This window comes from Gordonia sp. ALPHA1B1 (genome assembly GCF_005502615.1).
GTDB lineage: Bacteria > Actinomycetota > Actinomycetes > Mycobacteriales > Mycobacteriaceae > Gordonia > Gordonia hongkongensis.
This window is the reverse complement of record NZ_SCOC01000050.1, coordinates 1-25,423: the sequence shown is the minus strand read 5'-3', so window position 1 is coordinate 25,423 and position 25,423 is coordinate 1. Positions and strand designations below refer to the sequence as shown.

The following is a 25,423-nucleotide window of genomic DNA, read 5'->3' as shown; positions in this document are numbered from 1 at the left end:
GCGCAACGCCCACTCCTTTGGTCTTGTTCTTCGCAAATCAAAACCTAAGCGAGACTGGGCGTTGCGTGCGTTAGGCTCGCGAAAAGGAACCCACTTCGACGTCAGAAGAGCCACGAATGTTCCTGTACCTTGGAGTCATGCCAGAGCTCACCACGCTCCTCGATCAGCTCATCGAAACCACCCCACCCACCGACGACCCCACGGGCAGAGCAACATTCGACGCCCTCGACACGTGGCGCCTGATCCGCAACCTCGCAGACCACCAGATCGCCACGCACACAGCGCAACTCGACGCCCTCGGAGTCGCACAGAAGACCGGTAGCACCACCAAGAAGCTGCTGATCGAGTCAGGACATGCGCCGGCCTCCGCCCTCCGCACCATGCGCAGTGTCGACGCGCTGCCCAACCTGCCCGCTTTGGCGCGTCATACCGCCGATGGGCGGCTGTCCGGCGAGATCGTCGATGCCATCGTCCGCGGCATGAACGAGCTCGATAGACGTTGTGGTGAGGCGCTTTCCGACGACAAGCGCTCACGGTATGAGCTCGAACTCGTCGCCCAGGCACTGTCCGGGGCGGCGCCGACGCAAGTACTCAAGCATGCTCGCGCGATCGCCAACAACCTTGTCGATGCCTCCGACACCGGAATCCCCGCCGCCGACGACCCATCGCTGAACGCGGTGAACGCCCACACCACCGACGACGGCCGCGTCGAAGTCCGCGCCGACCTCACCCAGGTCGTGGGCGAGAAGTTCCTGACGATGATCGATGAGCGCTCGTGTCCACGCCCCGAACCCGACGGCGCCGAAGATCGACGCACCGCCGAGCAACGCCGTGCCGACGCCTTCGAGTTGATCCTCGACCAAGCCGCGATCGGCGCTACCCTCGATACCGTTGGTTCCCCGCGCACTCAATTGATGCTGACCATCCCCGCGACCGGAGACCTCGCAACGCTGCCGTGGACCGGATCGGTCAGCCATGCCACCGCGAAACAGGTCTCGTGCGACGGCTCGCTCACGGAGATCATCCTCGATAGTGAGGGCGTACCACTACAGATGGGTCACACCCGCCGGTTGAATCCGGCACACCTCCGCAAAGCGATCATCGTCCGCGACGCCTGCTGCATCAAATGCGGTGCACCGCCGTCCCATACACAGGTGCACCACATCAAGTCGTGGGCCGAGGGCGGACCCACCGACCTCGACAACGGCTGCCTGCTCTGCCAACGCTGCCACACCCAGGTCCACCACCACGGCTGGGACATCGTCATGGGGTTCGACCGCCACCCCTGGCTCGTCCCACCCGCCAGTATCGACCCGCACCGCCGACCACTACCCGCCTACAACAGACGCACCATGCGACTCGACGACGCCGCCTGACCGGCCGTCCGACACACACTTTCGCGTAGCACCTTCCGAACCCGGGCCACACCCCGGGACCGCATCCGTCCCTTGACAACTCCACAGAGACATAGCAGGCGGCTTTGTTCCCCTCAACATGTAGAGGGGAACGGAGTCCGCGGGGCAGACCATCGTCGCCCCCTGGCTACATCGGCTGCGCCCGCCGCACCTGGTCGGCGGCGCGGGCGGCGTCGAGTTCGACGTCGGTGCGCAGGACCGCGGGACCGACGCTCAGCGTCCCGGACGTCAGCGGTTGCGTCCGAAGTCCACCACGTCCGATCAGGGCTTTGCGCACCCCGTCCCCGGCAACGGTGTCCATCCACGAACACGGATGAGCAGGGCGTCCGCCGCGGAACCGGATCGGACCCGACCCGGTGTCCAGCTCGAACTCCCGTCCCCGCAAGGGATCGAGCTCGACACCACGCACGACGACGTTGCGGCGGGCCAGAACAGGATCGGCGTCAGCCGCCGCCGCCATCCATGCTTCGAGCGCCAGAAACGTCACGGCCGCCTCGGTGTGGGCCCGGATTCCGTAGAAGCGATCACCACGAATCCCCTTGTCGGCGACGATCTCCACCGATTCGGGGGTACGGGTCTCGACCTCGTCGGCCGGGCCGTCCTTCGGTCTGCCGAAGTAGGCATGCTTCGGCGAGACGACGAAGGTGACTATCTCGCAGTGGTATTCGAACTCCATCAGACGCGTTCAGTATCCGGAGAACGAGTCGGTGTGGACACGCCACGGCCGGGATCGCGCCGTACCGTCGAGGCGGCGGACCGCCGCCGACGTCCGTTCGACGAACGCAGGCGTACCCGACACGTAGTAGTGGGCGCCGGCAGCGCTGGGACCGATGAGTTCGGCGAGCCGGGCGGGATCGTCGATCCCGTCGGCTAGTTCCGGCGCCTCGACAGTCGCAATGCGCGCGTTCGCGGCCCGGGCGCTCTCCAGGTCATCGGCGTGTACGGCACGCCGCTGATCCCGCAGCACGTGCGCGATGGTCAGGCCGGAGAGATCGTGGCCCGACTGCACCAGCTCCCGCACCATCGACACGAACGGAGTGATCCCGATCCCGGAGGCGATCAACACCACCGATCCGGTCGCCGGAAACGACCGCGGCAGCACGAAGTCCCCACCGATCTCGTCGACGTAGACCCGGCGTACGCTGCCGTCGACCAGCGCTGCCTTGTAGGTCGACGGCGCCGCGGCGACGGTGAAGCCGAACTCCACCGGTTGCTGCCCGGGCGCGGACACGAACGAGAAGACCCGCCGCGAACCCGACCACAGCGGCGCCGACCACCGCGGCACACTGACACTCGACCACTGCCCCGCCCGGAACACCGCTGCGCCACCGACCGGTTCACCGCGCACCGCGTAGGTTCGGTCGGCAACCGGGACGGTGACGACGTCGAGCGGCACCCGGCGCGCAGTGCCCGACACCAGTCGGACGAGGAACGCGTACAGGCATCCGACGAGCAACGCCACCTCGGGCACGAACGCCAACGTGTACGCGTCGGTGATCGCAATCGTGTACTGGCAGTGCATGAGCACACCGACCAACGCCGCATACACCAGTCGGTGCAGCTCGGTGGCCGGCGACGTCAGCGGCTCGGGCAGCATGATCGCCGCCACGAACAGCATCGGACTCGACACCACCCATGTGGACAGATCCTGGCCGCCGCGTACCAGTTCGACGACCCCGATCGTGACAAGGGAGGCGCCGATGAACACCAGAGCCAGTCGCCACTCGCAGATCAACGTCACGACCACCGCACCGATCACGACCATCGGGACGAACAGCGGATCGGCGGCCACCCACCAGAACGGGAAGCTGATGCCCTCGACACCGGCGTATGCCAGCGCGTAACAACCGACCGCACCCGCGACCGCGGGATTGACGATCAGCCGACGACGCCATGCGAGAACATATTTCGACGCCGCGGCGATGGCGGCGCCCACCGCGACGGTGGCGACGGCGGTGTCCTCCGAGCCGCCGGGCAGGACGAAGAACAGGATCAGTCCCGTGATCAGCCACGAATCCGAGTTCGGCGGCACCCGCAGCACGCCGGCGCAGACGTAGCTCACGACCCCGCTGACCCCGACCGCGACGACCAGCCACACCGCCAATTCGTCCGGACCGTAACCGAAGTCGGCATCGGTCGCCGAGACGACGAAAGCGACTGCGGCCAGCACCACCAGCCCGCAGAGCACCGCCCGATACGGGGTCAGGTGCCGCCGGGCCGCGTCGATCGGCGAGAGCAGCTGCGGCAGAAGCGTTGTCACAGGAACAACTCCAATCCGGGGATGGCGGTGTGTTCGACGCTCCCGTTGCGTCGGATGGTCACGTGATGAAATCCCTCACGGTGATGGTCAAAATCGCCGCGCAGGAACGCCGCAGGCGTGAAGAACAGCGCCGTCGCCAAGCCGTCGGCCTCCATCGCCGACGGCGCGATCACCCAGGTCGCCAGCACCTCCCGCGCGGGCGAGGCGGTACGCGGATCGACGATGTGGTGCCAGTCGGCCCACACCCGCCGATTGCTCGCCGAGGCGCAGACCGCGCCGCCGGCAACGGACACGACGCCGATCGCCTTCGTCGTGTCCAGCGGATGCTCCAGCGCCACCCGCAGTCCGCGGGAACGCGGCGATATCACCATGTCCCCACCTGCGTCGACCACGAAGTCGTCGACGTGGCCGCCGACGATCTCCGCCACCCGGTCGACCGCGAATCCCTTTCCGGCTGCGCCCACGTCGAGCAGAGCCGGTTCGCGAATCTCCAGCGCACCGACGTGCTCACCGATCACCGCCTCCCAGGCCGGCGCCGTCGGCACCCGCGCCGACGCGCGGAGCGTGTACGCCGCGTCGTAACCGGCCTCGGCGAGCGTGCGCCCCACCAACGGCGACACCGCGCCGCCGGTGAGGCCGTACAGACGGCGGTACCAGTCGACCAGCGGTTGGTCGGAGTCGGCGATCGGGTATCGCCCCGCCTCTCTGGCCATCTGCGCGACCGTCGAATCGTCCCGGAACCGTGACCAGGCCCGGTCGATCCGGTCGATCTCGGTGTTCACCGCGTCGACGACATCGGCGGGAAGTGTTTCCGGGGTGCTGATCGTCCACCGGGTGCCGATCGCATCGAACGCCCAGTGGTGCGCGGTGCCGACGGAGGTCAGGCCTGCGCCTCCTGTTTGATCTGTTCGATCGCCTCGTTGAAACCGCCGGAGGTGAGCGACGAGCCGGACACCTTGTCGACCTCGATCTCGTCGATGTTCTTGCCCACCACGACGTCGGAGATGCCGCCGGCGAACTTGCCCTGGTACTCGAGCGACGGGCCCTTGGTCTGGCTGGTGTCCACCGACACGGCGGTGATGACCGAGTTCGACAACGTGACGGTGACCCCGACGCTCTGCGGACCACCCGGCGAGATGTACTCACCGCGCGCCGTGTACTCGCCGTCCTCGTACTCGCCGGAGCCCGCGTCGGCGGCCTCGGTGGCAGCGGAGCTGCCCGTCGCGGCGCCGGTCGTCGTGCCGGTGGCCGAGTCGTCCGACCCGGAGTCCTCGGACGAGCATGCGCCCGCCACGAGTCCGACCACCGCCATCGCCGCGACCACCCCGCCGGTGCGGGCGAGGACGGACGATCCCCGCGGGCTGCGGGACGGGCGCGAAGAACGGGGGCCCGGTTCGGCGATCGTGCTCGGGTCGAGGGTCTCGGTTGGCTCTGGGGTGTGCGTCATGCGCCAATTGTGCCGATTGCGCGGCCATTGGTCCCGGCGACGGCCGCGGCGCGTTCCGAACGGTCTCAGCGTCCCGCGGCTGCGACCCTCGCCTGGATGGCGTCGACGAAGACGGTGCGGATGTCGGCCGCGTTCTCCGCGACGTAGGTGGTGCCACCCGTGGCCTCGGCGATCTGCTTCAGCGCATCGGAGTCGGCATCGTCGGAGATACCGATCGTCAGCACCAGCACCGGTCGTGCCGGATCCTCCAGGCGCTTCAGTTCGGCGAGCAGATTGTCGAGCGTGATGCTGTCCGGGTCCTCGTTCTGACCGTCGGTCATGATGATGACGCTGTTGGAGTAGTTCGGGTCGTAGGTGTCCTGCACCTTCTTGAATGCCGCGAGGGTCGTGTCGTAGAGACCCGTCCCGCCCCCGAGGTCCGACAACCCCTCTTCGACGGCCCGGCCGAGCGCGTCCCGATGCGTACCGCTCCCCGAGCGGGCATCGAGGCGGCGGATCGGGGCGAGCTCCTCCCAGTCCTGTCCGGGCCCGCCCTTGTTCACGCTGAACGCCCAGCCGCCGATCATCGTGTTGTTGGGGAAGAGCTTGAGTCCGGTCTGGGAGGCGTCGATGAGCAGGTCCGCCCGGGTGGTGCCGCCGGCCGGTGTCTCCATCGAGCCGGAGGTGTCCTGGACGACCAGCGAGCGGATCGGCACACCAAGTACCTGCCACTGCCGCAATGCCTTGTCGACGGACGACGGGTCGCGCAGCTCCAGTTCCTTGACCGGCTGACCGACACCGTTTCCGTCGGTGTCGCGGTATCCCGAGTCGGCCAGCGCTGCGCGACCGGCATCGGTGTTCAGCGCGGTGACGAGGGCCGCCCCGGCGTCGGCGGCCGCCTGCTGGCGCGCCGCGGGAGCCGTGTTGACCAGCGGATAGTCGAGCATGACCGTGCCCGCCGCGGGGATCGTCGACGTCAACTGCGAACCCTGGTGCGTGCGCATGAACAGATCGAACTGTTGCTCGGTGGTGACCACCGGGACGCCCGAGGTGTTGGCCAGGTTCAGACGCGTGCCCTCGTTGTCGTTGGCCAGGCGCGCATTGTTCTGCTGGATGGCGAGGATGGTCATCGCCTCGGTGAAGTCCTCGTCGGCGAGCTCGCCGGAGTCGACCGCGGCGAGAGCACCGATGATCGGGGCGTCGCCGGTGCTGGTGTCCACCGGGCTGCCGGTTCGCAGATCAGGCAACTTCATGACCTCGACCCAGGTGCCCAGCTCGGGTACGTCGGTGCCGGCGACGACGGTCGGGGTCGACGCGATCGACGGCGACACCATATCGAGGTCACGACGCACCTGGGTCGTCACCCGGCGAGCCTGCACCTGCGAGTCCGCGACCCAGAGGTCCGGAGCCGCTGCACCCTGGGTGAGCAGGCCGGGCACATCCGCACCCGCGGCCGTCTGCACGTCGTAGTCGAAACACGAGTCCGCGGACGCCTGCCGCGCCACCTCGCGCAGCGGACCGGTCATCGCCGAGTCCGACGCGACGGCGACCCGAGTCCGGTCCCCGCAGCCACCCGCACCCGTCTGCCAAATGATGACGCCGGTCACCAGGGCTACGACGACCAGCAGGACCGCACCCGCCCACAGCCATCCCCCGCGGCGGCCCCCATCGGTGTTGCGGTGCTCGAAGCCGAAGTCGTCATCGCTTCCCGACCGGGCATCGTTCGACCTGCCTCTGTCCGATGAAGTCTGGGCGCGTGGCGGAACCGCCCCACCCGACCGGTCGTTCCCGTTCCACTCGTTTCCGGCGCGATCGGCGCCGGAGCTGTGACGCCCCATTGTTCTTTTCCCGTTCCCCTCGTACGGCGGCGGTCTGCAGACCCGCCTCTCGCGTGGTCGCCGCACGACACATCGACGCATCGGCGGTCGCGGCCCGCGTGTTCACGCGTGGCTCAGCCGAACACCTCGCGGAATTTCAGCAGCGACTTACGCAGATCCCCCGACACCGCCATGGCCGCGGTCTTACCCACGGGCCCGATCAGCGGCAGCCCACCCAGATCAACAGTGAAGGTTACTTCCGATCCGCTGGAAGTGGGAGCGATGCCCAGATCCAACTTCGCCTTGACCCCGCCTTTGCCGTTGCCCTTGAGGCGGACGTGCGAGACCGGCTCGAACTTCTCGACCACCCAGTCGAAGCGGACGCGGGTGCCTTTGACCCGCACGATCGAGGAGACCTCGGTGCCCTTGCGAAGGTCGGCGGACGCCGGGATCGGGCTGCGCCACGTCTCGTGGATCACCAGCCATTCGCTGTACCGCGAGAGATCCGATGCCGCGGCCCAGGTATCTTCCGGTGACAGATCAACGCCGATGGAGTCACTCGTCTTCGCCATGACCCAAGAGAGTAGTGCCCCCGCCTCCGCCGCCGAACAGGCACGTTCGCTGCTGGGCTCGCAGGTGACCGGGCACGGGGTGACGATCCGGCTGACCGAGGTCGAGGCGTACGCCGGTCCCGACGACCCGGCGTCGCATGCCTACACCCGAACCGCCCGCTCGGAGATCATGTACGGGCCCCCGGGACGGTTGTACGTCTATCGCATCCACGGCCACCATTGCGCGAACGTCGTCGTCGCCGGGCCGGGACCCGCTGCTGCGGTGTTGCTGCGCGCGGGCGCGGTGGTCGACGGCGTCGACCTCGCACGCGCCCGGCGCGGTGCGACGCGCTCGGGGCCGGTCCCCGACGCCAAGCTCGCCAGCGGGCCGGGCAACCTGTGCCGTGCCCTCGGGCTCACGATGGCCGACCTCGACACCGATCTCGCCGACCCGTCGACCCCGGTCACCCTCGACCCCGGGGCACCGCGTCCGGGGGAACGCGTCGTCGCGGGGCCTCGGGTCGGGGTCCGCCGCGCTGCCGACCTGGCGTGGCGGTTCTGGATCGACGCCGATCCCACGGTGTCGGCGTATCGCCGACATCCGCGGGCGCAGCTCTGAAAACTACTCGGACTACCGCTGCGGGTGCTGCGGCTGCTGGGGGTTCTGCGGCCGGGGATTCTGGGGCTGCGGGCTCTGCTGACCCGGTAGCGGCTCCCCGGGGTTGGTGGGATTGGTCGGCGGAGTCTGTCCCGGGTTTCCCTGTCCCGGCGCGCCGACGGCCTTGCGCACGGCGTCCTGCGCCTTGTCCACCTGACCCGAGTACTTGTTCTTGGTGACCTTGTCGATGGCGTCGCCGCCCTTCTCGATCAGGCTCGGATTCTTCTGCAGCGTGGCCCTGGCCTTGTTGACGAGTCCCTTGAGATCCATGACGTCTCCTCTGATCGACGTGCCGGACACCTTCCGGCCACTTGCCGCAGATTCTATCGGTCGGACGTGAGCACCCCGCTGACCTGCGCTTCGTCCCCGTGCTGATCGTTGTCATGCGTGGCGACCCATCGGGGCGCCACCCGCGAGACGACCTCGACACACGCGATGCCGACCGCCGCCGAGAGCAGGGCCACCGTGTTCATCCCCCAGTTCGACGAGTCGAGCCGGAACAGGTCCTGGGTGAACGGCCACGCGAAGATCAGTACATAGGCGCCGGCCGAGACGGCCAGCAGGACGATCTTCCACCAGTTGTAGGGCCGCGCGACGACCGCGAGCACGTAGACCGCGCCCGCGATCAGCGTCATCAACGCCGCGGTGGCGGCCTGGGTCTGCGCCGGCGAGAGGTCGACCGCATCCCCGCCGACCTCGACCCCGGCGCCGCCGGGGTTGACGATCACGTAGGTCACGAAGGTGCACAGGCCGACGATGATGCCGTTGGGCACCGCGCTGAGCAGCACCCGCCGTACGAAACCACGCCGGGCCCGCTCGTTGTTGGGGGCCAGCGACAGCACGAACGCCGGAATGCCGATGGTGAACCACGCCGAGATGGTCACGTGGATCGGCTGGAACGGATAACTGAGCGGGTCGGACCCGAACAGCGCGCCGAGGAGTCCGCCGACGCCGACGAACAGCGCGAGCAACACCGCGTACACGGTCTTGGTGAGGAACAGATTGGAGACGCGCTCGATGTTGCCGATCACACGCCGACCTTCGCCCACCACATACGGCAGGGTCGCGAACTTGTTGTCCAGCAACACGATCTGCGCCACCGACCGGGCGGCGGAGCTGCCCGAGCCCATCGCCACGCCGATGTCGGCGTCCTTGAGCGCGAGGACGTCGTTGACGCCGTCGCCGGTCATCGCGACGGTGTTGTCCCGCGATTGCAGCGCCTTCACCATGGCCCGCTTCTGATCCGGCCGGACCCGCCCGAACGTGACGCCCCGTTCGACGACGTCGGCGAGTTCGCCTGTTTCTGAGGGCAACTCGCGCGCGTCGACCGAGGACTCGGCCGATCCGAGCCCGAGCGACGCGGCGACCGCCCCCACCGACCGGGCGTTGTCCCCGGAGATGACCTTCACCGCGACATGTTGCTGTCCGAAGTAGTCGATCGTGTCGCGCGCATCGGGCCGGACCCGCTGTTCGAGCACCACGAGTGCGACCGGGGAGACGGTTCCCGGAGCGACCTGACCCGGCGCGGGTTCGGTGTCCACGGGCACGTCGGTGCAGGCCAGCAGCAGCACGCGGAGTCCGGTGGCGCCGATGTCGGAGGCGAGGCGGGCCGTCTCGCCCTCCGGGTCCAGCAGGACGTCGGGCGCACCGATGAGCCAGTGTCCGTCGTCGATGCCGGCGGTCGGGCCGGACCCGCTCCCGCGGAACGACATCCCGCTCCACTTGGTGGCCGAGGTGAACGGTTTGATGGCCGTCACCGCCCAGTCGGGCGCGACCGGATGCGCCTCGGCGACCGCGATCATGCTGGCGTTGGGCCGCGGATCGTGTGCGGCGAGCGCGGCCAGCACCTGTCCCGCGGTCTCGGCGGGCACCGTTCCGAGGGAACGCACCTCGGCCAGCCGCATCCCGTTCTCGGTCAGGGTGCCGGTCTTGTCCGCACAGACCACATTGACGCGCGCGAGCCCTTCGATGGCCGGGAGTTCGTTCACCAGACACTGTCGCTGACCCAGCCGCACCACACCCACCGCGAAGGCGATCGAGGTCATCAGGACGAGCCCCTCGGGCACCATCGGCACCAGTGCGGCGACCATGCCGAGCAGGGACCGCCGCAACCCGTTGTCGCTGACGAAGAGTTGGTTGACGATGGTCAGGACGCCGGCGGGGATCAGCAACCAGGTGATCACCCGCAGGATCTGGTCGATGCCGGAGCGCAACTCGGAGGAGACCAGCGTGAACTTCGACGCCTCGGCCGCGAGCTGGGCCGCGTAGGCATCGGCGCCGACCTTGGTGGCGCGGTACGCGCCACCGCCGGCGACCACGAAGCTGCCCGACAGCACCGCGTCTCCCGGGTCCTTGTCGATCGGGTCGGCCTCGCCGGTGAGCAGTGACTCGTCGACGTCGAGGGCGATGGCCTCGACGACCTCGCCGTCGACGACGATCTGATCGCCGGCACCGATCTCGATGATGTCGTCGAGCACCACCTCGTCCGGCGGTACCTCGGTGACCTCGCCGTCGCGCCGGACTCGAGGTCGGGTCTGGCCGACGATCGCGAGCTTGTCGAGCGTCCGCTTGGCCCGGACCTCCTGGATGATGCCGATCCCGGAATTGGCGATGATCAGCAGTCCGAACAGGCCGTTGATGAGCGATCCGGTGAACACCACGATCGCGAACAGCACCCCGAGAATCGCGTTGATCCGGGTGAAGACATTCGCGCGGACGATGTCGGCCACACTGCGGCCGGACCGGTCGGGCAGCGCGTTGACCTGGCCGGCCGCGACCCGCTGCGCCACCTCGGCCGCGGTCAGGCCGGCGTCCGCGATCTCGGTCGGCGAGCTCACGCCGAAGCCTCCCACCAATTGGGTTGTGCCACACCGCTACCGGTCCGCGTCATCAGGTCGATCGAACCGCCCGGTTGCGGCACCAGGATCGTCGGCTTGTCCGGCCCGGCGTCCGCCTGCAACCGCGCGATGGGCTCCCCCCAGGGATGGCGCGCGAGATTGAACGTGCCCCAGTGGATCGGGATGAAGACCGAGTCGGATCCCGTACCGGGCGAGACCATCCGGTGGATCGACAGGGCCTCCTCGGGGTTCACGTGGATGTCCGGCCACATCACGTCGTAGGCTCCGACGGCGATGAGGGTGAGGTCGAACGGGCCGAGTCGGTCGCCGACATCGGCGAAGCGCTCGCTGTGGCCGGTGTCCCCGGAGAAGAAGACCTTGTGCTCCCGTCCGGTGATCGCCCAGCTGCCCCACTGGGTGAGATTCCGCTCCAGCCACCGCCCCGAGAAGTGTCGCGCCGGACCGCAGGTGAACCGCAGCTCGCCCGCGCCGGTCGGCACCACCACCTCATCCCACCAATCCGCCTGCCGGATGCGATCTTCCGCGATCCCCCAGGAGGCCAGGTGCGCGCCGACCCCGATCGTCGTGACGAACACCGCGTCGGGCTGGGTGTCGGCGATCGTGACGACGGTGTCCATGTCGAGGTGGTCGTAGTGATCGTGACTGATCAGGACGACGTCGAGTGGCGGCAACTGTGACGGCGCCAGTGGGGCGGAGTGCATGCGTCCGGGCCCGACGAGTTGGCTGGGCGAACAGCGGCGGCTGAGGACCGGATCGGTGATGACCCGCGCGCCGTCGATGTCGACGACGGCGGTGGCGTGGCCGAGCCAGGTGACGGCGAGGTCGCCGGGGGCCTCGAAGCGTGGGACCGTCACCATGACCGGTCGGCGCGGCCGGCCGGGCCGCCGGGCCATGTCGGTGAGGACCTGCAGGCTCGGATCGGCGATCGACGGGGGTTCCGGGTTGACGAAGGCGCCGTTCCGCAGATGCGGGCTCCGCCGCACGTGCGGCGCTACCTGGTCGCGGGAGGCGCCCAGCGCGCGGGCGGGACCGAGTCCCTCGGCGGCGAGCCGCGCCACGACGGCGTCGGCCACCGCCACTCCCGCCGAACCCGCACGCGCGAGGACGTCGCGGCGCAGGTCGTTGGTGCCTTTTCTACCGGTCGTGGAGGTCACGTTCACACAGTAGTGCGTTCGGTGGCGTCACCCCGGGCAGACGGCGGTCGCGCCGTGCGGTGCACGCCTCCCGAGTGTCCCCGGTGTGATCTGCGATTTCTTCCGGGTGAACGGCATTGTGCGCCTCACCGGCACTGATAGGCTGCGGCGTATTGTCCACCCGAGCATGCGGCGGCGCATGTGGTCAGGAAGATACCGCAGTGGCACGGATGTCCGTCGACCAACGTCGAAGCGCGCTTCTCGAATCGGCGTACCGTGTGATCGCCGACCATGGGGTCGAGGGCGCGACCACGCGTCGCATCTGCGCCCACGCCGGCATGCCGCTCGCAAGCTTCCACTATGCCTTCGAGAGTCGCACCGCACTGTTGTGCGCGGTCATGGAGACGGCGGTCCCCACCGACATCGAGCGCATGCTGCACGCGGTGCTGCCCGCCGCCGACTACGGACCCGAGCCGGGCGTGGAGACGATGCGGTCGAGCATGGTGAGCCAGTTCCACGCGTTCTACGACCTGCTCAAAGCCGATCCCGGCCGGATGCAGGCGACCATCGCGCTCGGCATCTATGCGCACAATCACCCGGAGCTGCAGCAGGTCGGCAAACACATGTACGAGCAGCTCTACCGGGTGGCCTCGGCCGGACTGCGGTCGATGGCCGACCTGACGCCCATGGAGTGGACCACGCCGGTCGAGGATCTCGGTCCGCTGATCATCGCGGCGACGAACTCGATCACGCTCGTCTACCTCAGCACCGCCGACGACAAGGTCGTCGACGCGATCATCCGCTCGATCACCGATCAGCTCATGACCCATGTCAGCTTCGGGTGAGGCGCCCGACGCGGCACCGGTGACGCCGACGCCCGCGCCGTGGCTGAGTGATCCCGAATCCTATTGGGCGGCAATTGATCAAGCGGTCGCCGACGCGGGACTCGACGCACCGGTCCTCGCACTCGACCGGGCCGCCCTGGAGCACAACGTCGCCGATCTCACCCGTCGGTCGGCGGGTGTCCCGATCCGCCTGGCCACGAAATCCGTCCGTGTCCGCTCGGTCATCGACGACATCACCGCGCGCGCCGGTTTCGCGGGGGTGCTCGCCTACGACGTCGCCGAGGCACACTGGCTCGCCACGACCTCGGGGATCGACGACGTGCTGATGGGATACCCCAGTGTGCGGCGGGATGCGCTGGCGGCCTTGGCCGCCGACGAGGTCGCGACCCGTCGGGTGAGCGTGCTCGTCGATTCCGTCGACCAACTCGACCTCATCGACGCCGTCGTGCCTCCGTCCGCCCGGCCGCCGATCCGCGTCGCGATCGACCTCGACGCGTCGTACCGCCTACTGGGCGGGCGGGTGCACATCGGGGTTCGCCGCTCGCCGGTGCACTCCCGTCGTGACGCACTGGAGCTGGCACGGATCATCGTGGCACGTCCCGGCTTCGATCTCGTCGGGGTCATGTCCTACGAGGCGCAGGTGGCCGGGGTGGCCGATGCGGCGCCCGGTAAGGCGTTGGCCAACCGGGCGATTCGCGCGATGCAGCGACGTTCGATGGCCGAGTTGCGCCGTCGCCGCGGCAAGGTGATCGACGACGTGCGCCGGATCGCCGACCTGGAGTTCGTCAACGGAGGCGGCACCGGTTCCCTGGAGGAGACCGCGCGCGACCGCTCGGTCACCGACATCGCCGCGGGCAGCGGTCTGTTCGGCGGCCATCTGTTCGACGGGTACGCGCGGTTCCGTCCCGCCCCCGCGCTGTCCTTCGGTCTCGACGTCGTCCGCCGCCCGGCGCCCGGCGTCGTGACCTGCGCGGGCGGCGGTTGGATCGCGTCCGGCCCGCCCGCTGCCGACCGGTTGCCCACACCCGTGTGGCCGCACGGACTCACCTACGTCGGTACCGAGGCCGCCGGCGAGGTGCAGACCCCACTGCGAGGTGCGGTCGCGGACGAGATCGCCGTCGGGAGTCGGGTGTGGTTCCGGCACACCAAGTCCGGCGAGGTGTGCGAACGAGCGCGCGAGGTCGCGATCATCGGCCGCGACGACGCCGGGCACGCAGTGGTCGATGAGGTCGTACCGACCTACCGAGGAGAGGGCAGGTGCTTCCTGTGAGCAGGACCGCTGCGCGTTCGGCGCCCGGCTGGCGCAACTGGGGCGGCACCGCGGCCTGCACGCCGAACCGGGTGCGGCACCCGGCGAGTGCCGCCGAGATCGCCGACATCGTCCGGGAGACGGCCGCGCGCGGCGGCACGGTGAAGACCGTCGGCGCGGGACACAGCTTCTCCCCCATCGCCGTGGCCGACGACGTGCAACTCGACCTGTCGCGCCTGCGTGGTCTGGTCGCGGCCGACGGCCACCGAGTGACCGTGCGCGCCGGCACACACCTGCACGAGATCCCGGGGATCCTGGCACCTTTCGGACTCGCGATGACCAATCTCGGCGACGTCGATCGTCAGACGATCGCCGGCGCCACCTCGACCGGAACCCACGGCACCGGGCTCGCCTTCGGCGGCATCAGCACCCAGATCGTCGGCGCGACCATCGTCACCGGCTCCGGCGAGATAGTCACCGTGACCGCCGACGACGCCGACATGCAGGCCGTCGCACTCGGCCTCGGCGCGCTCGGGGTCGTTGTGGAACTGACCATCGACTGTGTCGACGAGTTCCGGCTGCACGCGGTCGAGGGTCCCGAGACGGCCGATGCGGCGATCGCCGCCTTCCACGAGCGCGTCGCGACCACCGACCACCACGAGTTCTACCTGTTCCCGCACACCAATTGCGCTCTGGTGAAGACGAACACACGGGTCGGTCCCGACGCCCCGGTCACCGGGCCGTCGCGCGTCAAGCGCTACATCGACGACGAACTGTTGAGCAACAAGGCCCTTCGTCTGCTGTGCGAGATCGGTGCGCGCGCACCGCGATTGGTGCCGACGATCAACGGGGTCACGAGACGCGCGCTCTCCGCGCGCGAGTTCACCGACTCCTCCACCGGGGTCTTCGTCTCCGACCGCGACGTCCGGTTCCGCGAGATGGAGTACGCCGTCGACCTCGAGGCCGTGCCGGCGGCGCTGCGCGAGATCCGCGCCCTCCTCGACCGGCGCGACCACCTCGTCAGCTTCCCCATCGAGGTCCGCGCCGCCGCGGCCGATGACCTCATGCTCTCCACCGCCTCCGGACGCACCAGCGGTTACATCGCCGTACACCGTTATCACCGCGACGATCCCGCCGACTCCGATGCTTACTTCGCCGACGTCGAAGCCATCCTCACCGGTCTCGGCGGCCGGCCCCACTGGGGCAAGATGCATACGCGCGACGCCGAATATCTACGCGGCGTCTATCCACGGTTCGACGAATTCCGCTCCGTCCGGGACCGATACGACCCGTCGCGCGTGTTCGCCAACGACTACCTGCGGCGGGTGCTGGGCGACTAGTCGGCGAACCCCGCCATCACGTCCAGCGCCTCGTCCTCGAGCAGCGGGCCGTCGACGTCGATCGAGGCATCGCTGGACGCGATCACCTCGGCGCAGGACGACCCGAAATGCGGGCCACCCGGGAGGACCGCGGTGAACGCCGCGGTCGAGGCGGCGAACACGATCCGGCCCACACCCGCCCACACGCACGCCGCGGCGCACATCGGGCAGGGCTCGCCACTGGCGTACACCGTTGCGCCCGCCAGTCGTTCGGCATACCCGTCGTCGATCGCCCGACGAAGCGCTACGAGTTCGGCGTGGGCAGTGATGTCGCCGGAGGCGCCGACCTGGTTGCGCCCCTCCGCCACCGCGATGCCGTCCACGGCGATCACACTGCCGAACGGCCGGTTTCCTGCCTCACCTGCCTCACCGGCGAGGTCGATGGCGCGCCGCAACAGTTCTCGGTCACGCTCCGAGGTCCTCATCCGGCCAGCTCCACCCGGGTACCGACGCCCTGTTCCGTCGCGGCGTCGACCAACAGGCGCGCGGTGACGAGGTCCTGCAACCCGATCCCGACGGAGTTGAACAGGGTGATGTCCTCATCGTGCTCCCGGCCGCTGCCGGGGCGGACGATCACATCGCCCAGCTCGATGGCGACGTCGTCGGCCACGAGGTGGCCCTCTTCTATCGCGAGCAGGACGTCACCGGATTTGGCCAGTGCCGTCGACCGGCTGTCGACCACGAGGCGGGCAGCGGCCATGCCCGCACCATCGACTTCCCGATGGTCGGCACGCGGCGGCGCACCGACGACGTTCAGATGCTGGCCGGTGCGGAACCACGCGCCCTCGACGATCGGCTCACGCGAGGGCGTGAGGGTGCACACGACGTCGGCCGACGAGACGACAAGCCGCGGTGAGTCGGCCGACTCCACCTCGAGATCGAGGTCCGCAGTCGCCGTGCGGAACCGGTCCACCGTCGCCGCGCTGCGAGACCAGACGAACACCTTCTCCAGTGGCCGGACCCGCGCGATCGCCCGGGTGTGCTCGACCGCCAGCGTGCCGGCCCCGATCACGCCGAGCACCGCACTCGAGGTGTGAGCAAGATGCGCGGTGGCGACGGCGCTCGCGGCAGCGGTGCGGATCGCGGTGATCAACCGTCCGTCGATCACCGCCTCGCACTCACCGGTGTCGGCGGACATGAGCAGGATGGTCGACCGTTGCGCCGGACGACCCGACTCGCGGTTGAACGGCATGTCCGACAACATCTTCACCGCACTCGCCCGATGTCGGCGAGCCGATGCCGCCATCGGCAGGACGGTTCCCCTCTCGATCGGCAGCATCGCGGGCGCCGGGTTCGTGGCGGTTCCCGTCGACAGGTCGATGTGCGCCTGTTCGACCGCGGCATACACGGCTGCCCGGTCGATCAGACCGGCGACCTCGGAGTGAGTCAGGACGATGGCCATGTCGGGCCCTTTCTCTTGCAGGTGGTTTCGCGCACGTCAGACACGGCCGACGTACGGGACGGTGAGGCAGGACGGCGCCTTGCGTCCGCCGACGAAGCCGGCGACGGCGACGATCGCGATGAGGTATGGAAGCATCACCAGCAGCGCGTACGGGATGTCGACGCCGACCGCGGGCAGGGCGAACTGAAGCGCCCGGGCCACACCGAAGAACAGGGCGGCAATGACGATTCCGGTGACCTTCCACCGACCGGCGATCACGGCGACGACGGCCAGGTATCCCATGCCCGCGGTCATGTTCTCGCTGAACGACCGCACCTCCGACAAAGCCAGCTGGGCTCCGGCCAACCCACCGCACCCGGCCGCGATCAGCACACCGAACACCCGAATCCTGTTGACCGACACTCCGGTCCACCCTGCCGAGACGGCATCTTCGCCGACAGCATCGAATCGGATGCCCAGCATGGTCCGGCCGGAGAACACGATCGCGAGCCCCGCGACCACCAGAAGGCACAGGTACCCGAGCATCGTCTGTCCGAACAGGGCCGGCCCGACGACGGGGAGATCACTCAGGACGGGGATGCGGACGTCGTCGAACGCAGGAACGTTGTTGCCCTTGCCATCGGCGAGCAGGATGCGGGCGCCGAAGGTGGTGAGGCCGAGCGCCAGTGCGTTCGCCGCCACACCGATGACGATCTGGTCGGCTCGGCACCGGACGCTGAGCACAGCGTTCATCACTCCGAAGAGCAGCCCGGCGGCGATGCCGGCGAGAACGCCGAGGACCGCGGATCCGGTGGTCGCGGAGGCGAATACGCTGGTGAACGCGCCGCACAGCATGATGCCCTCCATACTCAGATTGAGGACGCCGGCTCGTTCGCTGATGGACTCGCCGGCCGCGGCGAGCAGCAGTGGGATCGCGAATGCCGCTCCACTGGCCAGGATCTCGGTGATCATCGTGACGTTCATGCCGACACCTCCTCGGTGGCGGTTGTCGAATCGGCGGCCTTCGTGGCGGCCACATTGCGGGATCTGGTCGGCGACGTCGATGCCCACCACGCGGTGGCGGCGATCAAGATGATGAGAACGCTCTGCACGACCGTGATCGTCGACGACGGGACACCTGCCTGGAGCTGTAGGTTGATCCCACCCGAGACCAGGAAGCCGAAGAGCAGCGACACCCCGGCGACCGCGATCATCGACCCTCGGGCCAGCAGCCCGACGACGAGTCCGCTGAACCCGAACCCCGACGAGAAGCCCTCGGCGAGCACGAACGGTGCGCTGGTGACCAGCAGGCCGCCCGCCAGGCCGGCACATCCACCCGCTGTGGTGAGACCGAGAAACGCCGTGCGCTCGATGGGGACACCCAGTCGTGCCGCTGCCGAGGGAGACAACCCGACGGCGCGCAGGCGGATTCCGACCGCGCTGTGCCGCAACAGAACCGCCACGAGGACAGCGAGTCCGATGGCGAGCACGATCGCGATCGTGGCCGGATTCTTCGCGAGGCCCAGGAGCGGCAGATGAGTGGACTCACCGAGGGACTCCGACTGCGGCAGCGTCTCCGACGATGTCACGGGCTGCCGCAGCAGGCCCTCCTCGTGCACCATCAGCACCACCATCGCCAGGCCGACGAAGTTCAGCAGCAGAGTGGTGATGATCTCGCTGGCGCCGCGTCGGACCTTCAGCCAGGCGGCGATGGACGCCCACAGGGCGCCGCCGAGCACCGCCGCCGCCAGCGTGAGCGGGATCGCCAGCACCGGCGGGATTCCCTCCGGCAGGGACACCCCGACGGCGGTCGCGGCGACACCGCCGAGGCAGATCTGGCCCTCACCGCCGACGTTCACGAGCCCGGCCCGGTAGGCGATCGTGAACCCGATCGCGACGAGCATGAGCACGGCGGCGCTGTTCATCGACGTGCCCACCGCGAACGGCGACCCCAGCGTGCCATCGACCAGGGCCTCGATCACGGTGGCCGGATTCGCGCCGGCCACGGCGGCGAGCGCGAGTCCCACCGCGGCCGCGACGACGACTGCGCCGAGGCCCACGACGACGGGGTTTCGAGGACTGACGGTCGCCGTCGACAGGCGCGACCGGATGTATGTGGTGACGGTGTCCATCAGGCGACTCCGGTGAGCAGGTTGCCGATGAGGCGCGCAGCCTCCGGCGACCGGGCGTCGACCGAGCCGTGGAGCCCACCCCGATAGGCGACGACGACGCGATCGCACACCGAGAGCAACTCGTCGATCTCGCTGGACGTCACGAGGACGGCGGCGCCGTCGTCGGCGGCCGCACGCAGCCGGTCGAGGACAAATGCGACGGCCCCGACGTCCAGACCACGGGTCGGTTGCGCAGCGACCACGACTCGCAGTCCAGGCGTCGTCAGTTCCCTTGCGAGAACGACCTTTTGTTGATTTCCACCGGACAGACTGCCGATCGGCGCATCCGGTCCGGGCGCCCGGACGTCGAAATCGGCGATCGCCGTCTGCGCATCGGCTTGCATCCGGGACCGGTCCAGCAGACCCCACCGCCGGTAGTTCGGTAGCCGTGGCATCGCCAGGTTCTCGGCGATGCTCATGGCGGCGATCATGCCCTCGGCGTGCCGGTCTTCCGGGATCACCGCCAGGCCCGCGAGTGTCCGGCGGGCCGGCGTGGCCGCGGTCAGATCCTCGCCGTCGATCGTCACGACCCCCGTGTCCGGCGACACGGCTCCCGACAGCACCGATGTCAGTTCCGACTGGCCGTTGCCCTCGACCCCGGCGATACCGACGATTTCGCCGGCGCGGACCTCGAGGTCCACGCCCGCAAGGGCGACACGACCGTCCTGGCGGGTCACGCTGATGTCCTCGACCCGCAGACGGGGCGGCGCCTGGTTCGTCGTGCGCGTGTCGTCGGCCGGTGACCGCGCCGGGCGCTGGGTGCCGACGAACTGCGTTGCCTCGCCGAGCATCATGGCGAGCAATTCCTCGCGGCTGAGGTCGGACAGCGGCCCACCGCCGACGACGGTGCCCGCCCGGAGCACCGTCGCCTCATCGGCCACCCGGGCCACCTCGCCCAGCTTGTGGGTGATCAACACGACGGACTTGCCGCTCGCGGCAAGCGCCGAACACGTGTGGATGAGCGCGTCGATCTCGGCCGGGTCGAGCACCGCCGTCGGTTCGTCGAGCAAGATGAGTCGCGGGTCGGTGAGCAGCGACTTGACGATCTCGACCCGTTGTCGTGCACCGACGCTGAGGTCTCGAACCATCACCTCCGGATCGACACGCAAACCGTAGTGGTCGGAGATCCGATCGAGGTCACGGCGCAGCTGCCGCCGTGGTGGCCGGAAGCCCCCCGAACCGAGGACGAGGTTGTCCGCGACGGTCATCGTGGGTATCAGCGAGAAGTGCTGATGCACCATGGCGACACCTCGATCGATGGCGTCGGCCGGACTCTGCGGACGATACTCGTTGCCGCCGAACGTCATCTGGCCGCGGTCCGGGGACACGGTGCCGAAGATCGCGTTGCACAGGGTCGACTTGCCCGCGCCGTTCTCCCCGAGAATGCAGTGCACAGAACCGGCGCGGACCGACATGGTCACCTCGTGGAGGGCTCGCACCGTGCCGAAGGTCTTCGCGACGGAGTCGAGCCTGAGGAGCGAGTCTCCCCCGGCCACCGGGATGTCGGTGGTGATCGTCATCGTCGGCGGCCTCAGTACGGAGCGACGGCGCCGTCGGCGATGGCAGCTTTCGCGCGCTCAACCGCCTGCGCCACAGCCGGATCCGTCGAGCACACGATGTAGTCGGTACCGCCCTTGTCGGTGGTCAGACCGAACGGCACCTGCGCTGCTTCCCACGTGCCGTCGAGCACAGCTCGAACCGCGTACTCGACCTCCGCGCCGATGTCGGTCTTGACGTAACCGCTGTACACCGGGTTGCTGCAGTCACCGGGGATCGGACCGCCGCCGAGCCGGTTCCCGGTTTCGCTCGCGGCCTGCTCGATGCCCTGCTTGCCGAGGTTGACGATCTGGCCCAGCACATCGGCGCCACCGGCATAGGCGGCTGCGGCTGCCTGCTTGGCCTTCGCCGGATCGTTGAAGTCGCCGACATACTGCGGCGCGAGAACCCGGACGCCGGGCCGCGTGAACTCGGCTCCGTTCTCGAATGCCTTCGCCGCGTTGACGATCGCCGGGAGTTCGACCCCGCCGACGAACCCGATCGTGCCGTCCGCCGAGGCCGCCGCCGACGCCGCACCGGCGATGAACTCGGCTTCGGCCTGCTGCGGGTCGTAATACGCGAGGTTCGCCATGGGTTCGGCGTCGGCCGGACCGCCGATCTCGACGAACGTCACGTCCGGAAACTGCGGCGCGACCTTGCGCAGATCGGCGTCGGTCTGCCCGCCCACCGAGATCACCAACTCGTTCTCCGAGGCGAACCGCTGAAGGGCCTGCTGGTAGTCGGCGGTCGCGACCTGCTCGACGTAGCTGATGTCGACCTGGTCGCCGAGCTGTTCCTTGATCCGGTTGTAGCCGGCATACGCCGACTCCATGAAACCGGTGTCGTTGATCGAGCCGGGCAGGAACACCCCGACCGACAGGGTTCCGTCGTCGGCCGCGGAGTCGGACGACCCGCAACCGGAAACTCCGAGAGCGAGCGCGCCGGCGGCCATCAGCGCGATGGGAAGCTTTCGTTTCATGGTTTTCTCCTGGTAGGCCGGCATCCTCGTAGCGGTATACCGTTACGAAAAGAGTCCGCTTGCACCATTTCCGCCCGGTTACGAACCGGTAAGAGCGTAATTAACGGTATACCGTTACACGTCCCGGGGGTACGCTGGCCTTCGCCACACAGAGGAGACATGCCGTGACCGGTGCCGCAGACGCCGCGACGAAGAAGTCGCTGAGCGATCTCGCCTACGAGGTGTTGCGTGGGCGGATCGTCGGCCTCGAGCTCGCGCCCGGCACCAGGCTCGTGGAGCGTGACCTGGCTGTCGAGCTCGAGCTGTCACGCATCCCCCTTCGCGAGGCGATGCAGCGACTGCAACAGGACGGCCTGGTCGTGATGGTGCCCCGTCGCGGCGCGATCGTCGCACCGTTCACAGTCGATGACGTGCGCGATCTGTTCGACGTCCGCGAGAGCCTCGAGGTGCTGGCGGCCCGACTCGCTGCCGAACGCGCCGATCCGGTCGGGCTCGCTTCGCTTGCCGACCAACTGGAGATCGCTCGTGACGCGACGGCGCGAGACGACAAGCCCGCGATCGCCGCGGCCAACTCACGGTTCCACACGATCATCGTCGACCTGGCCGGAAATCCGTTGCTGGAGAACGTCCTCGGACCACTCGAAGCCCGCACGCAGTGGTTGTTCCACCTGACCAAGGACCGGGACCCGGGGGTGCAGTGTCGCGAGCACGAGGAGATGCTGGCCGCAATCACCGATCACGATCCCGACCGGGCCGCCGAGTCAGCCTTCCACCACGTGCATTCTGGGCGCGCCGCCAGCCTTGCGATGGCGGCGCAGTGGTCGCGCAACGCCCTGGATCCAGTCGCGCTCACCAAGAGCCGACGCAGGTGATCCGACCCGGACTCAGCACTCGACCACGCTGAGCGGACATCCACGGCCAGCCCGCCGTTCGCGATCTCCTGGTACTCGGCGTTCATGTCGCGGCTGGTCGATGTCTTCGTCGCGAACATTTGGCAGAGCGGGTGTGCCTCGGCTCGCGATGATCTTTCGACGCGTCTGCGACTCGTGGAGACCGGTCGCACGTCCCGCTTGACACCGCAAGACCCGAGACGCACACTTGTTGCATAGCATGCGCGTCGTTGCGTATGACGCAACAAGTCAACACTCCCCCAGCTTGGCCCGGCCGAATCCACGTGCCGTCCGACTGTCTCGAGATCGACTGCAATGCAGTTGATCTCGATGTAACCGCCATCCCGACAGATCCGTCACCGACCGTGCAGAGAGGCCCGCACTGCTGATGACTGCACCATTCGTCGCGCATGCCGCCACCAGGGCACCGGAAACCGGCACCCGCGCTCTGATCGCCGACCGCCGCGCAGGCGAGAGCCTGCCGGCGGAGTTGTATGTGAGCCGGGAGTTCTTCGACCTCGATGTCGACGAGATCTTCTCTCGGTCATGGATTTTCGTGGCCACCGAAGCCGAGATCACCGATCCCGGTGACTATGTCACCATCACCTTCTCGACCCGGTCGGTCATCGTCGTCCGAGACGACGACGGCCGGGTCCGGGCCCACCACAACGTGTGTCGGCATCGAGGGGCCCGCCTGCTCACCGAGCCCAGCGGATCGACCGGGACCCTGGTGTGCACCTACCACTCGTGGACCTACGGGATGGACGGGCGCCTCGAGTTCGCCGATGACCAGGCGCCCGGCTTCGACAAGTCCTGTTACTCGCTGCGCTCGGTACATGTCCGCACGATCGGCGGCCTGGTGTTCATCTGCCTGGCCGACGACCCGCCGGCCGACATCGACGAGGTCGCCGCCGTCGTCGAGCCCTATCTGACGCCGCACCGTCTCGCCGAGGCCAAGGTGGCCAAACAGGTCGACATCGTCGAAGACGGCAACTGGAAACTGACGATGGAGAACAACCGCGAGTGCTACCACTGCGGTGGCCATCCGGAACTCCTCAACGTGTTCTTCCCGACCTGGGGATACAGCGACACCGACGCCATCCCCAGCCGGTTGGCGCCGGCGTTCGACCGGTTCCACCGCGCCACCGCGGAACAGACCGAGATCTGGGACCGGCATGGCCTACCCCACACCCGGGTCGTAGAACTCGACACGCGCGCAACAGGGTTCCACATCGAGCGCGACGCACTCGACCTCGCCGGCGAGTCGTTCACCCTCGACGGCTCCGCGGCCTGCGGCCGCCTCCTCACCGACATCCCCGACGCGCGACTCGGCCGGCTGTCGATGCACCTGCAGCCCAACATGTGGCTGCACGTGACGAGCGACCACGCCGTGCTCTTCGCGGTCATCCCGGTCTCCGCCGATCAGACCCTGGTGCGCACCACCTGGCTCGTCCATCGTGACGCCGTGGAGGGCGTCGACTATGACCTCGACCAGCTCACCGGGGTCTGGGAGAAGACGAATCAGCAGGACGCCGACCTCGTTGCGCTCGCGCACAGCGGCATCAGCGATCCCGCTTACGTTCCCGGCCCTTACAGTACGTCGGAGATCCAGGTCGAGGCCTTCGTCAACTGGTATGTCACGATGCTGCGCCGCCGACTCGACATCCCGGCCGCCGACGGCCCTTTCGACGCGGCGGGAGCCTGAGAGCGACCATGGCCGACAACATCTTCCTCCAGTGCGTGTCCCGCACCGACACCACCCGGGACATGGCGACGTTCACCTTCCGGGTCGCGGGCGGGTCGCCGTCGCGCTCCGCTGCCGGGGATCCGGCCGGCGACCCGGACGACCACCGGACCTTCGTCTTCGCCCCCGGTCAGTTCCTGGCGATGACCGTGGAGATCGACGGCCGGCCCGTCCAGCGCTGCTACAGCATCTCCTCACCCCCGACCCGGCCGGGGGGCCTGTCGATCTCGGTGAAGCGCGTGACCGGGGGCCATGTCTCGAACTGGTTGCACGACAACATGGTCGAAGGCATGATGATCACCGCCTCCGGACCGCTGGGTCGATTCACCTACACCGCTCGTCCGGCCGAGAAGTACCTGTTCGTCTCGGCCGGGAGTGGCATCACGCCGGTGATGTCCATGCTCCGATCGGTCACCGACAGCGAGTCCCCGCTCGACATCGCCTTCGTGCACAGTGCGCGCAATGTCGACGACATCCCATTCCGGGACGAACTCGAGGAACTCGCCCGTCGGCATCCGAACGTGACACTGGCGTTCGCGGCGACGCGCATGGCCGCCGGCGACTTCCCCGACTGGACCGGACACCGCGGGCGCATCGACCGCGCGATGCTCGAACGGGTCTGCCCCGACCTCGGTGACCGCGAGGTGTTTCTCTGCGGCCCCGGGCGTTTTCGCAGCGACGTGCGCGGCGCACTGGTGTCGGCCGGCTCGGCTCTCGCTCGGATCCACGAGGAGAGCTTCGGGTTCAGCCTGCCCACCGATGACGAGTCGGAGTCCGACACCGGCGTGGTCGTCGCTTTCTCCCGACGCGCCCGGCGGGTCACCGTGGGTCCCGGCACCACGATCCTCGCCGCCGCCGCCAAAGCGGGCGTCACCCTGCCATCGACGTGTGGTGTGGGCCTGTGCGGTTCCTGCAAGGTCCGCAAGGTCTCCGGCGACGTGGTCATGAACCACCAGGGCGGTATCCGCCCACGAGAGATCGCGCAGGGCAAGATCCTGCTCTGCTGCGCCGAACCCCTGTCCCCGGTCGTGATCGATTTCTGAGGGAGACCCGACGATGACAAGCCAGAAGACACCGCGTCCCGCAGGCCTGGCGCCCCCGGGCGCCAGGCCTGCGGGACGCGGTGTCTTC

At 68.6% G+C, this 25,423-nt stretch carries 23 protein-coding genes; 8 read left to right on the top strand and 15 right to left on the bottom strand.

Annotation, left to right across the window (positions count from 1 at the left end; genetic code table 11):
• The first annotated feature begins 116 nt into the window (after positions 1-116).
• A complete protein-coding gene (locus tag FFS52_RS21670) occupies positions 117-1,376 on the top strand; it encodes an HNH endonuclease signature motif containing protein (protein ID WP_137810902.1) in 1,260 nt (419 codons plus the stop codon).
• 166 nt (positions 1,377-1,542) lie between these two features.
• Here FFS52_RS21670 and FFS52_RS21665 read toward each other — a convergent pair whose 3' ends face one another.
• The 6 genes from FFS52_RS21665 to FFS52_RS21640 all read right to left on the bottom strand — a co-directional run bounded on the left by FFS52_RS21665 (position 1,543) and on the right by FFS52_RS21640 (position 7,490).
• Positions 1,543-2,091, bottom strand: coding sequence for a molybdenum cofactor biosysynthesis protein (locus FFS52_RS21665; RefSeq protein WP_137810901.1), 549 nt, complete (start codon positions 2,089-2,091; stop codon positions 1,543-1,545).
• Between the two features lie 9 nt (positions 2,092-2,100).
• The gene (locus FFS52_RS21660) at positions 2,101-3,675 is read right to left on the bottom strand and encodes an oxidoreductase (RefSeq protein ID WP_137810900.1); all 1,575 of its coding nucleotides are present in this window, start codon (positions 3,673-3,675) and stop codon (positions 2,101-2,103) included.
• The gene (locus FFS52_RS21655) at positions 3,672-4,517 is read right to left on the bottom strand and encodes an FAD:protein FMN transferase (protein ID WP_078113428.1); all 846 of its coding nucleotides are present in this window, start codon (positions 4,515-4,517) and stop codon (positions 3,672-3,674) included. Before FFS52_RS21655 ends, FFS52_RS21660 begins: the two co-directional genes overlap by 4 nt.
• A 38-nt stretch (positions 4,518-4,555) precedes the next feature.
• The gene (locus tag FFS52_RS21650) at positions 4,556-5,122 is read right to left on the bottom strand and encodes an FMN-binding protein (protein ID WP_137810899.1); all 567 of its coding nucleotides are present in this window, start codon (positions 5,120-5,122) and stop codon (positions 4,556-4,558) included.
• A 65-nt stretch (positions 5,123-5,187) separates the two neighbouring features.
• Positions 5,188-6,939 (bottom strand): substrate-binding domain-containing protein, encoded by a 1,752-nt coding sequence (locus FFS52_RS21645; protein ID WP_058251573.1) that lies wholly within the window; start codon positions 6,937-6,939, stop codon positions 5,188-5,190.
• A gap of 113 nt (positions 6,940-7,052) precedes the next feature.
• Positions 7,053-7,490: an SRPBCC family protein gene (locus FFS52_RS21640; protein ID WP_058251681.1), complete on the bottom strand. Its 438-nt coding sequence runs from the start codon at positions 7,488-7,490 to the stop codon at positions 7,053-7,055.
• On the opposite strand from FFS52_RS21640, the gene FFS52_RS21635 reads away from it, so the two are divergent.
• A complete protein-coding gene (locus FFS52_RS21635; protein ID WP_137810898.1) occupies positions 7,468-8,088 on the top strand; it encodes a DNA-3-methyladenine glycosylase in 621 nt (206 codons plus the stop codon). The two genes, FFS52_RS21640 and FFS52_RS21635, sit on opposite strands and share 23 nt — an antisense overlap.
• A 12-nt stretch (positions 8,089-8,100) precedes the next feature.
• Here FFS52_RS21635 and FFS52_RS21630 read toward each other — a convergent pair whose 3' ends face one another.
• The 3 genes from FFS52_RS21630 to FFS52_RS21620 are packed head-to-tail and all read right to left on the bottom strand — an operon-like array spanning position 8,101 to position 12,145.
• Complete coding sequence (locus FFS52_RS21630; protein ID WP_058251574.1) at positions 8,101-8,397, bottom strand: antitoxin; 297 nt, start codon at positions 8,395-8,397, stop codon at positions 8,101-8,103.
• Between the two features lie 53 nt (positions 8,398-8,450).
• Complete coding sequence (locus tag FFS52_RS21625) at positions 8,451-10,964, bottom strand: HAD-IC family P-type ATPase (protein ID WP_137810897.1); 2,514 nt, start codon at positions 10,962-10,964, stop codon at positions 8,451-8,453.
• Entirely contained in the window at positions 10,961-12,145 is a 1,185-nt protein-coding gene (locus tag FFS52_RS21620; protein WP_137810896.1) for an MBL fold metallo-hydrolase, read from the bottom strand. Before FFS52_RS21620 ends, FFS52_RS21625 begins: the two co-directional genes overlap by 4 nt.
• 194 nt (positions 12,146-12,339) lie before the next feature.
• Between FFS52_RS21620 and FFS52_RS21615 the strand changes: the two genes are divergently transcribed.
• Genes FFS52_RS21615 through FFS52_RS21605 form a run of 3 tightly spaced genes read left to right on the top strand, consistent with a single transcriptional unit; the run spans position 12,340 to position 15,552 of the window.
• Entirely contained in the window at positions 12,340-12,963 is a 624-nt protein-coding gene (locus FFS52_RS21615) for a TetR/AcrR family transcriptional regulator (protein WP_065630789.1), read from the top strand.
• Positions 12,947-14,233, top strand: a complete 1,287-nt coding sequence (locus tag FFS52_RS21610) for an alanine racemase (protein ID WP_137810895.1) — start codon at positions 12,947-12,949, stop codon at positions 14,231-14,233. Before FFS52_RS21615 ends, FFS52_RS21610 begins: the two co-directional genes overlap by 17 nt.
• Positions 14,221-15,552: a D-arabinono-1,4-lactone oxidase gene (locus FFS52_RS21605; protein ID WP_137810894.1), complete on the top strand. Its 1,332-nt coding sequence runs from the start codon at positions 14,221-14,223 to the stop codon at positions 15,550-15,552. The genes FFS52_RS21610 and FFS52_RS21605 overlap by 13 nt, the downstream gene beginning before the upstream one ends.
• On the opposite strand, the gene FFS52_RS21600 is transcribed toward FFS52_RS21605, so the two are convergent.
• The 6 genes from FFS52_RS21600 to FFS52_RS21575 are packed head-to-tail and all read right to left on the bottom strand — an operon-like array spanning position 15,549 to position 21,658.
• A complete protein-coding gene (locus tag FFS52_RS21600) occupies positions 15,549-16,016 on the bottom strand; it encodes a nucleoside deaminase (RefSeq protein WP_137810893.1) in 468 nt (155 codons plus the stop codon). The genes FFS52_RS21605 and FFS52_RS21600 overlap by 4 nt on opposite strands.
• Positions 16,013-16,993 carry an ornithine cyclodeaminase family protein gene (locus FFS52_RS21595; protein ID WP_137810892.1) on the bottom strand — a complete coding sequence of 327 codons (981 nt, stop codon included), beginning with the start codon at positions 16,991-16,993 and terminating at the stop codon, positions 16,013-16,015. Before FFS52_RS21595 ends, FFS52_RS21600 begins: the two co-directional genes overlap by 4 nt.
• 36 nt (positions 16,994-17,029) lie before the next feature.
• On the bottom strand, positions 17,030-17,956 hold the full coding sequence (locus FFS52_RS21590; protein WP_137810891.1) for an ABC transporter permease: 927 nt from the start codon (positions 17,954-17,956) through the stop codon (positions 17,030-17,032).
• Positions 17,953-19,104: an ABC transporter permease gene (locus tag FFS52_RS21585; RefSeq protein ID WP_137810890.1), complete on the bottom strand. Its 1,152-nt coding sequence runs from the start codon at positions 19,102-19,104 to the stop codon at positions 17,953-17,955. Before FFS52_RS21585 ends, FFS52_RS21590 begins: the two co-directional genes overlap by 4 nt.
• The gene (locus FFS52_RS21580) at positions 19,104-20,663 is read right to left on the bottom strand and encodes an ABC transporter ATP-binding protein (protein ID WP_137810889.1); all 1,560 of its coding nucleotides are present in this window, start codon (positions 20,661-20,663) and stop codon (positions 19,104-19,106) included. Before FFS52_RS21580 ends, FFS52_RS21585 begins: the two co-directional genes overlap by 1 nt.
• 11 nt (positions 20,664-20,674) lie before the next feature.
• A complete protein-coding gene (locus FFS52_RS21575) occupies positions 20,675-21,658 on the bottom strand; it encodes a BMP family ABC transporter substrate-binding protein (RefSeq protein ID WP_137810888.1) in 984 nt (327 codons plus the stop codon).
• A 164-nt stretch (positions 21,659-21,822) separates the two neighbouring features.
• Between FFS52_RS21575 and FFS52_RS21570 the strand changes: the two genes are divergently transcribed.
• From FFS52_RS21570 to FFS52_RS21560, 3 genes are all read left to right on the top strand, one after another.
• Positions 21,823-22,530, top strand: coding sequence for a GntR family transcriptional regulator (locus tag FFS52_RS21570; protein ID WP_137810887.1), 708 nt, complete (start codon positions 21,823-21,825; stop codon positions 22,528-22,530).
• A gap of 406 nt (positions 22,531-22,936) precedes the next feature.
• Positions 22,937-24,253, top strand: coding sequence for an aromatic ring-hydroxylating dioxygenase subunit alpha (locus FFS52_RS21565; protein WP_137810886.1), 1,317 nt, complete (start codon positions 22,937-22,939; stop codon positions 24,251-24,253).
• A gap of 8 nt (positions 24,254-24,261) precedes the next feature.
• Positions 24,262-25,335, top strand: coding sequence for a hybrid-cluster NAD(P)-dependent oxidoreductase (locus FFS52_RS21560; protein WP_137810885.1), 1,074 nt, complete (start codon positions 24,262-24,264; stop codon positions 25,333-25,335).
• The last annotated feature ends 88 nt before the right edge of the window (positions 25,336-25,423 follow it).

What these genes read in the sequence shown, in the direction of transcription:
- FFS52_RS21670 (WP_137810902.1), top strand. Translation starts at nt 117, where the DNA reads ATGTTCCTGTACCTTGGAGTCATGCCAGAGCTCACCACGCTCCTCGAT.
- FFS52_RS21665 (WP_137810901.1), bottom strand. Translation starts at nt 2,091, where the DNA reads ATGGAGTTCGAATACCACTGCGAGATAGTCACCTTCGTCGTCTCGCCG.
- FFS52_RS21650 (WP_137810899.1), bottom strand. Translation starts at nt 5,122, where the DNA reads ATGACGCACACCCCAGAGCCAACCGAGACCCTCGACCCGAGCACGATC.
- FFS52_RS21645 (WP_058251573.1), bottom strand. Translation starts at nt 6,939, where the DNA reads ATGGGGCGTCACAGCTCCGGCGCCGATCGCGCCGGAAACGAGTGGAAC.
- FFS52_RS21635 (WP_137810898.1), top strand. Translation starts at nt 7,468, where the DNA reads ATGGAGTCACTCGTCTTCGCCATGACCCAAGAGAGTAGTGCCCCCGCC.
- FFS52_RS21640 (WP_058251681.1), bottom strand. Translation starts at nt 7,490, where the DNA reads ATGGCGAAGACGAGTGACTCCATCGGCGTTGATCTGTCACCGGAAGAT.
- FFS52_RS21630 (WP_058251574.1), bottom strand. Translation starts at nt 8,397, where the DNA reads ATGGATCTCAAGGGACTCGTCAACAAGGCCAGGGCCACGCTGCAGAAG.
- FFS52_RS21610 (WP_137810895.1), top strand. Translation starts at nt 12,947, where the DNA reads ATGTCAGCTTCGGGTGAGGCGCCCGACGCGGCACCGGTGACGCCGACG.
- FFS52_RS21600 (WP_137810893.1), bottom strand. Translation starts at nt 16,016, where the DNA reads ATGAGGACCTCGGAGCGTGACCGAGAACTGTTGCGGCGCGCCATCGAC.
- FFS52_RS21595 (WP_137810892.1), bottom strand. Translation starts at nt 16,993, where the DNA reads ATGGCCATCGTCCTGACTCACTCCGAGGTCGCCGGTCTGATCGACCGG.
- FFS52_RS21590 (WP_137810891.1), bottom strand. Translation starts at nt 17,956, where the DNA reads ATGAACGTCACGATGATCACCGAGATCCTGGCCAGTGGAGCGGCATTC.
- FFS52_RS21585 (WP_137810890.1), bottom strand. Translation starts at nt 19,104, where the DNA reads ATGGACACCGTCACCACATACATCCGGTCGCGCCTGTCGACGGCGACC.
- FFS52_RS21580 (WP_137810889.1), bottom strand. Translation starts at nt 20,663, where the DNA reads ATGACGATCACCACCGACATCCCGGTGGCCGGGGGAGACTCGCTCCTC.
- FFS52_RS21575 (WP_137810888.1), bottom strand. Translation starts at nt 21,658, where the DNA reads ATGAAACGAAAGCTTCCCATCGCGCTGATGGCCGCCGGCGCGCTCGCT.
- FFS52_RS21565 (WP_137810886.1), top strand. Translation starts at nt 22,937, where the DNA reads ATGACTGCACCATTCGTCGCGCATGCCGCCACCAGGGCACCGGAAACC.
- FFS52_RS21560 (WP_137810885.1), top strand. Translation starts at nt 24,262, where the DNA reads ATGGCCGACAACATCTTCCTCCAGTGCGTGTCCCGCACCGACACCACC.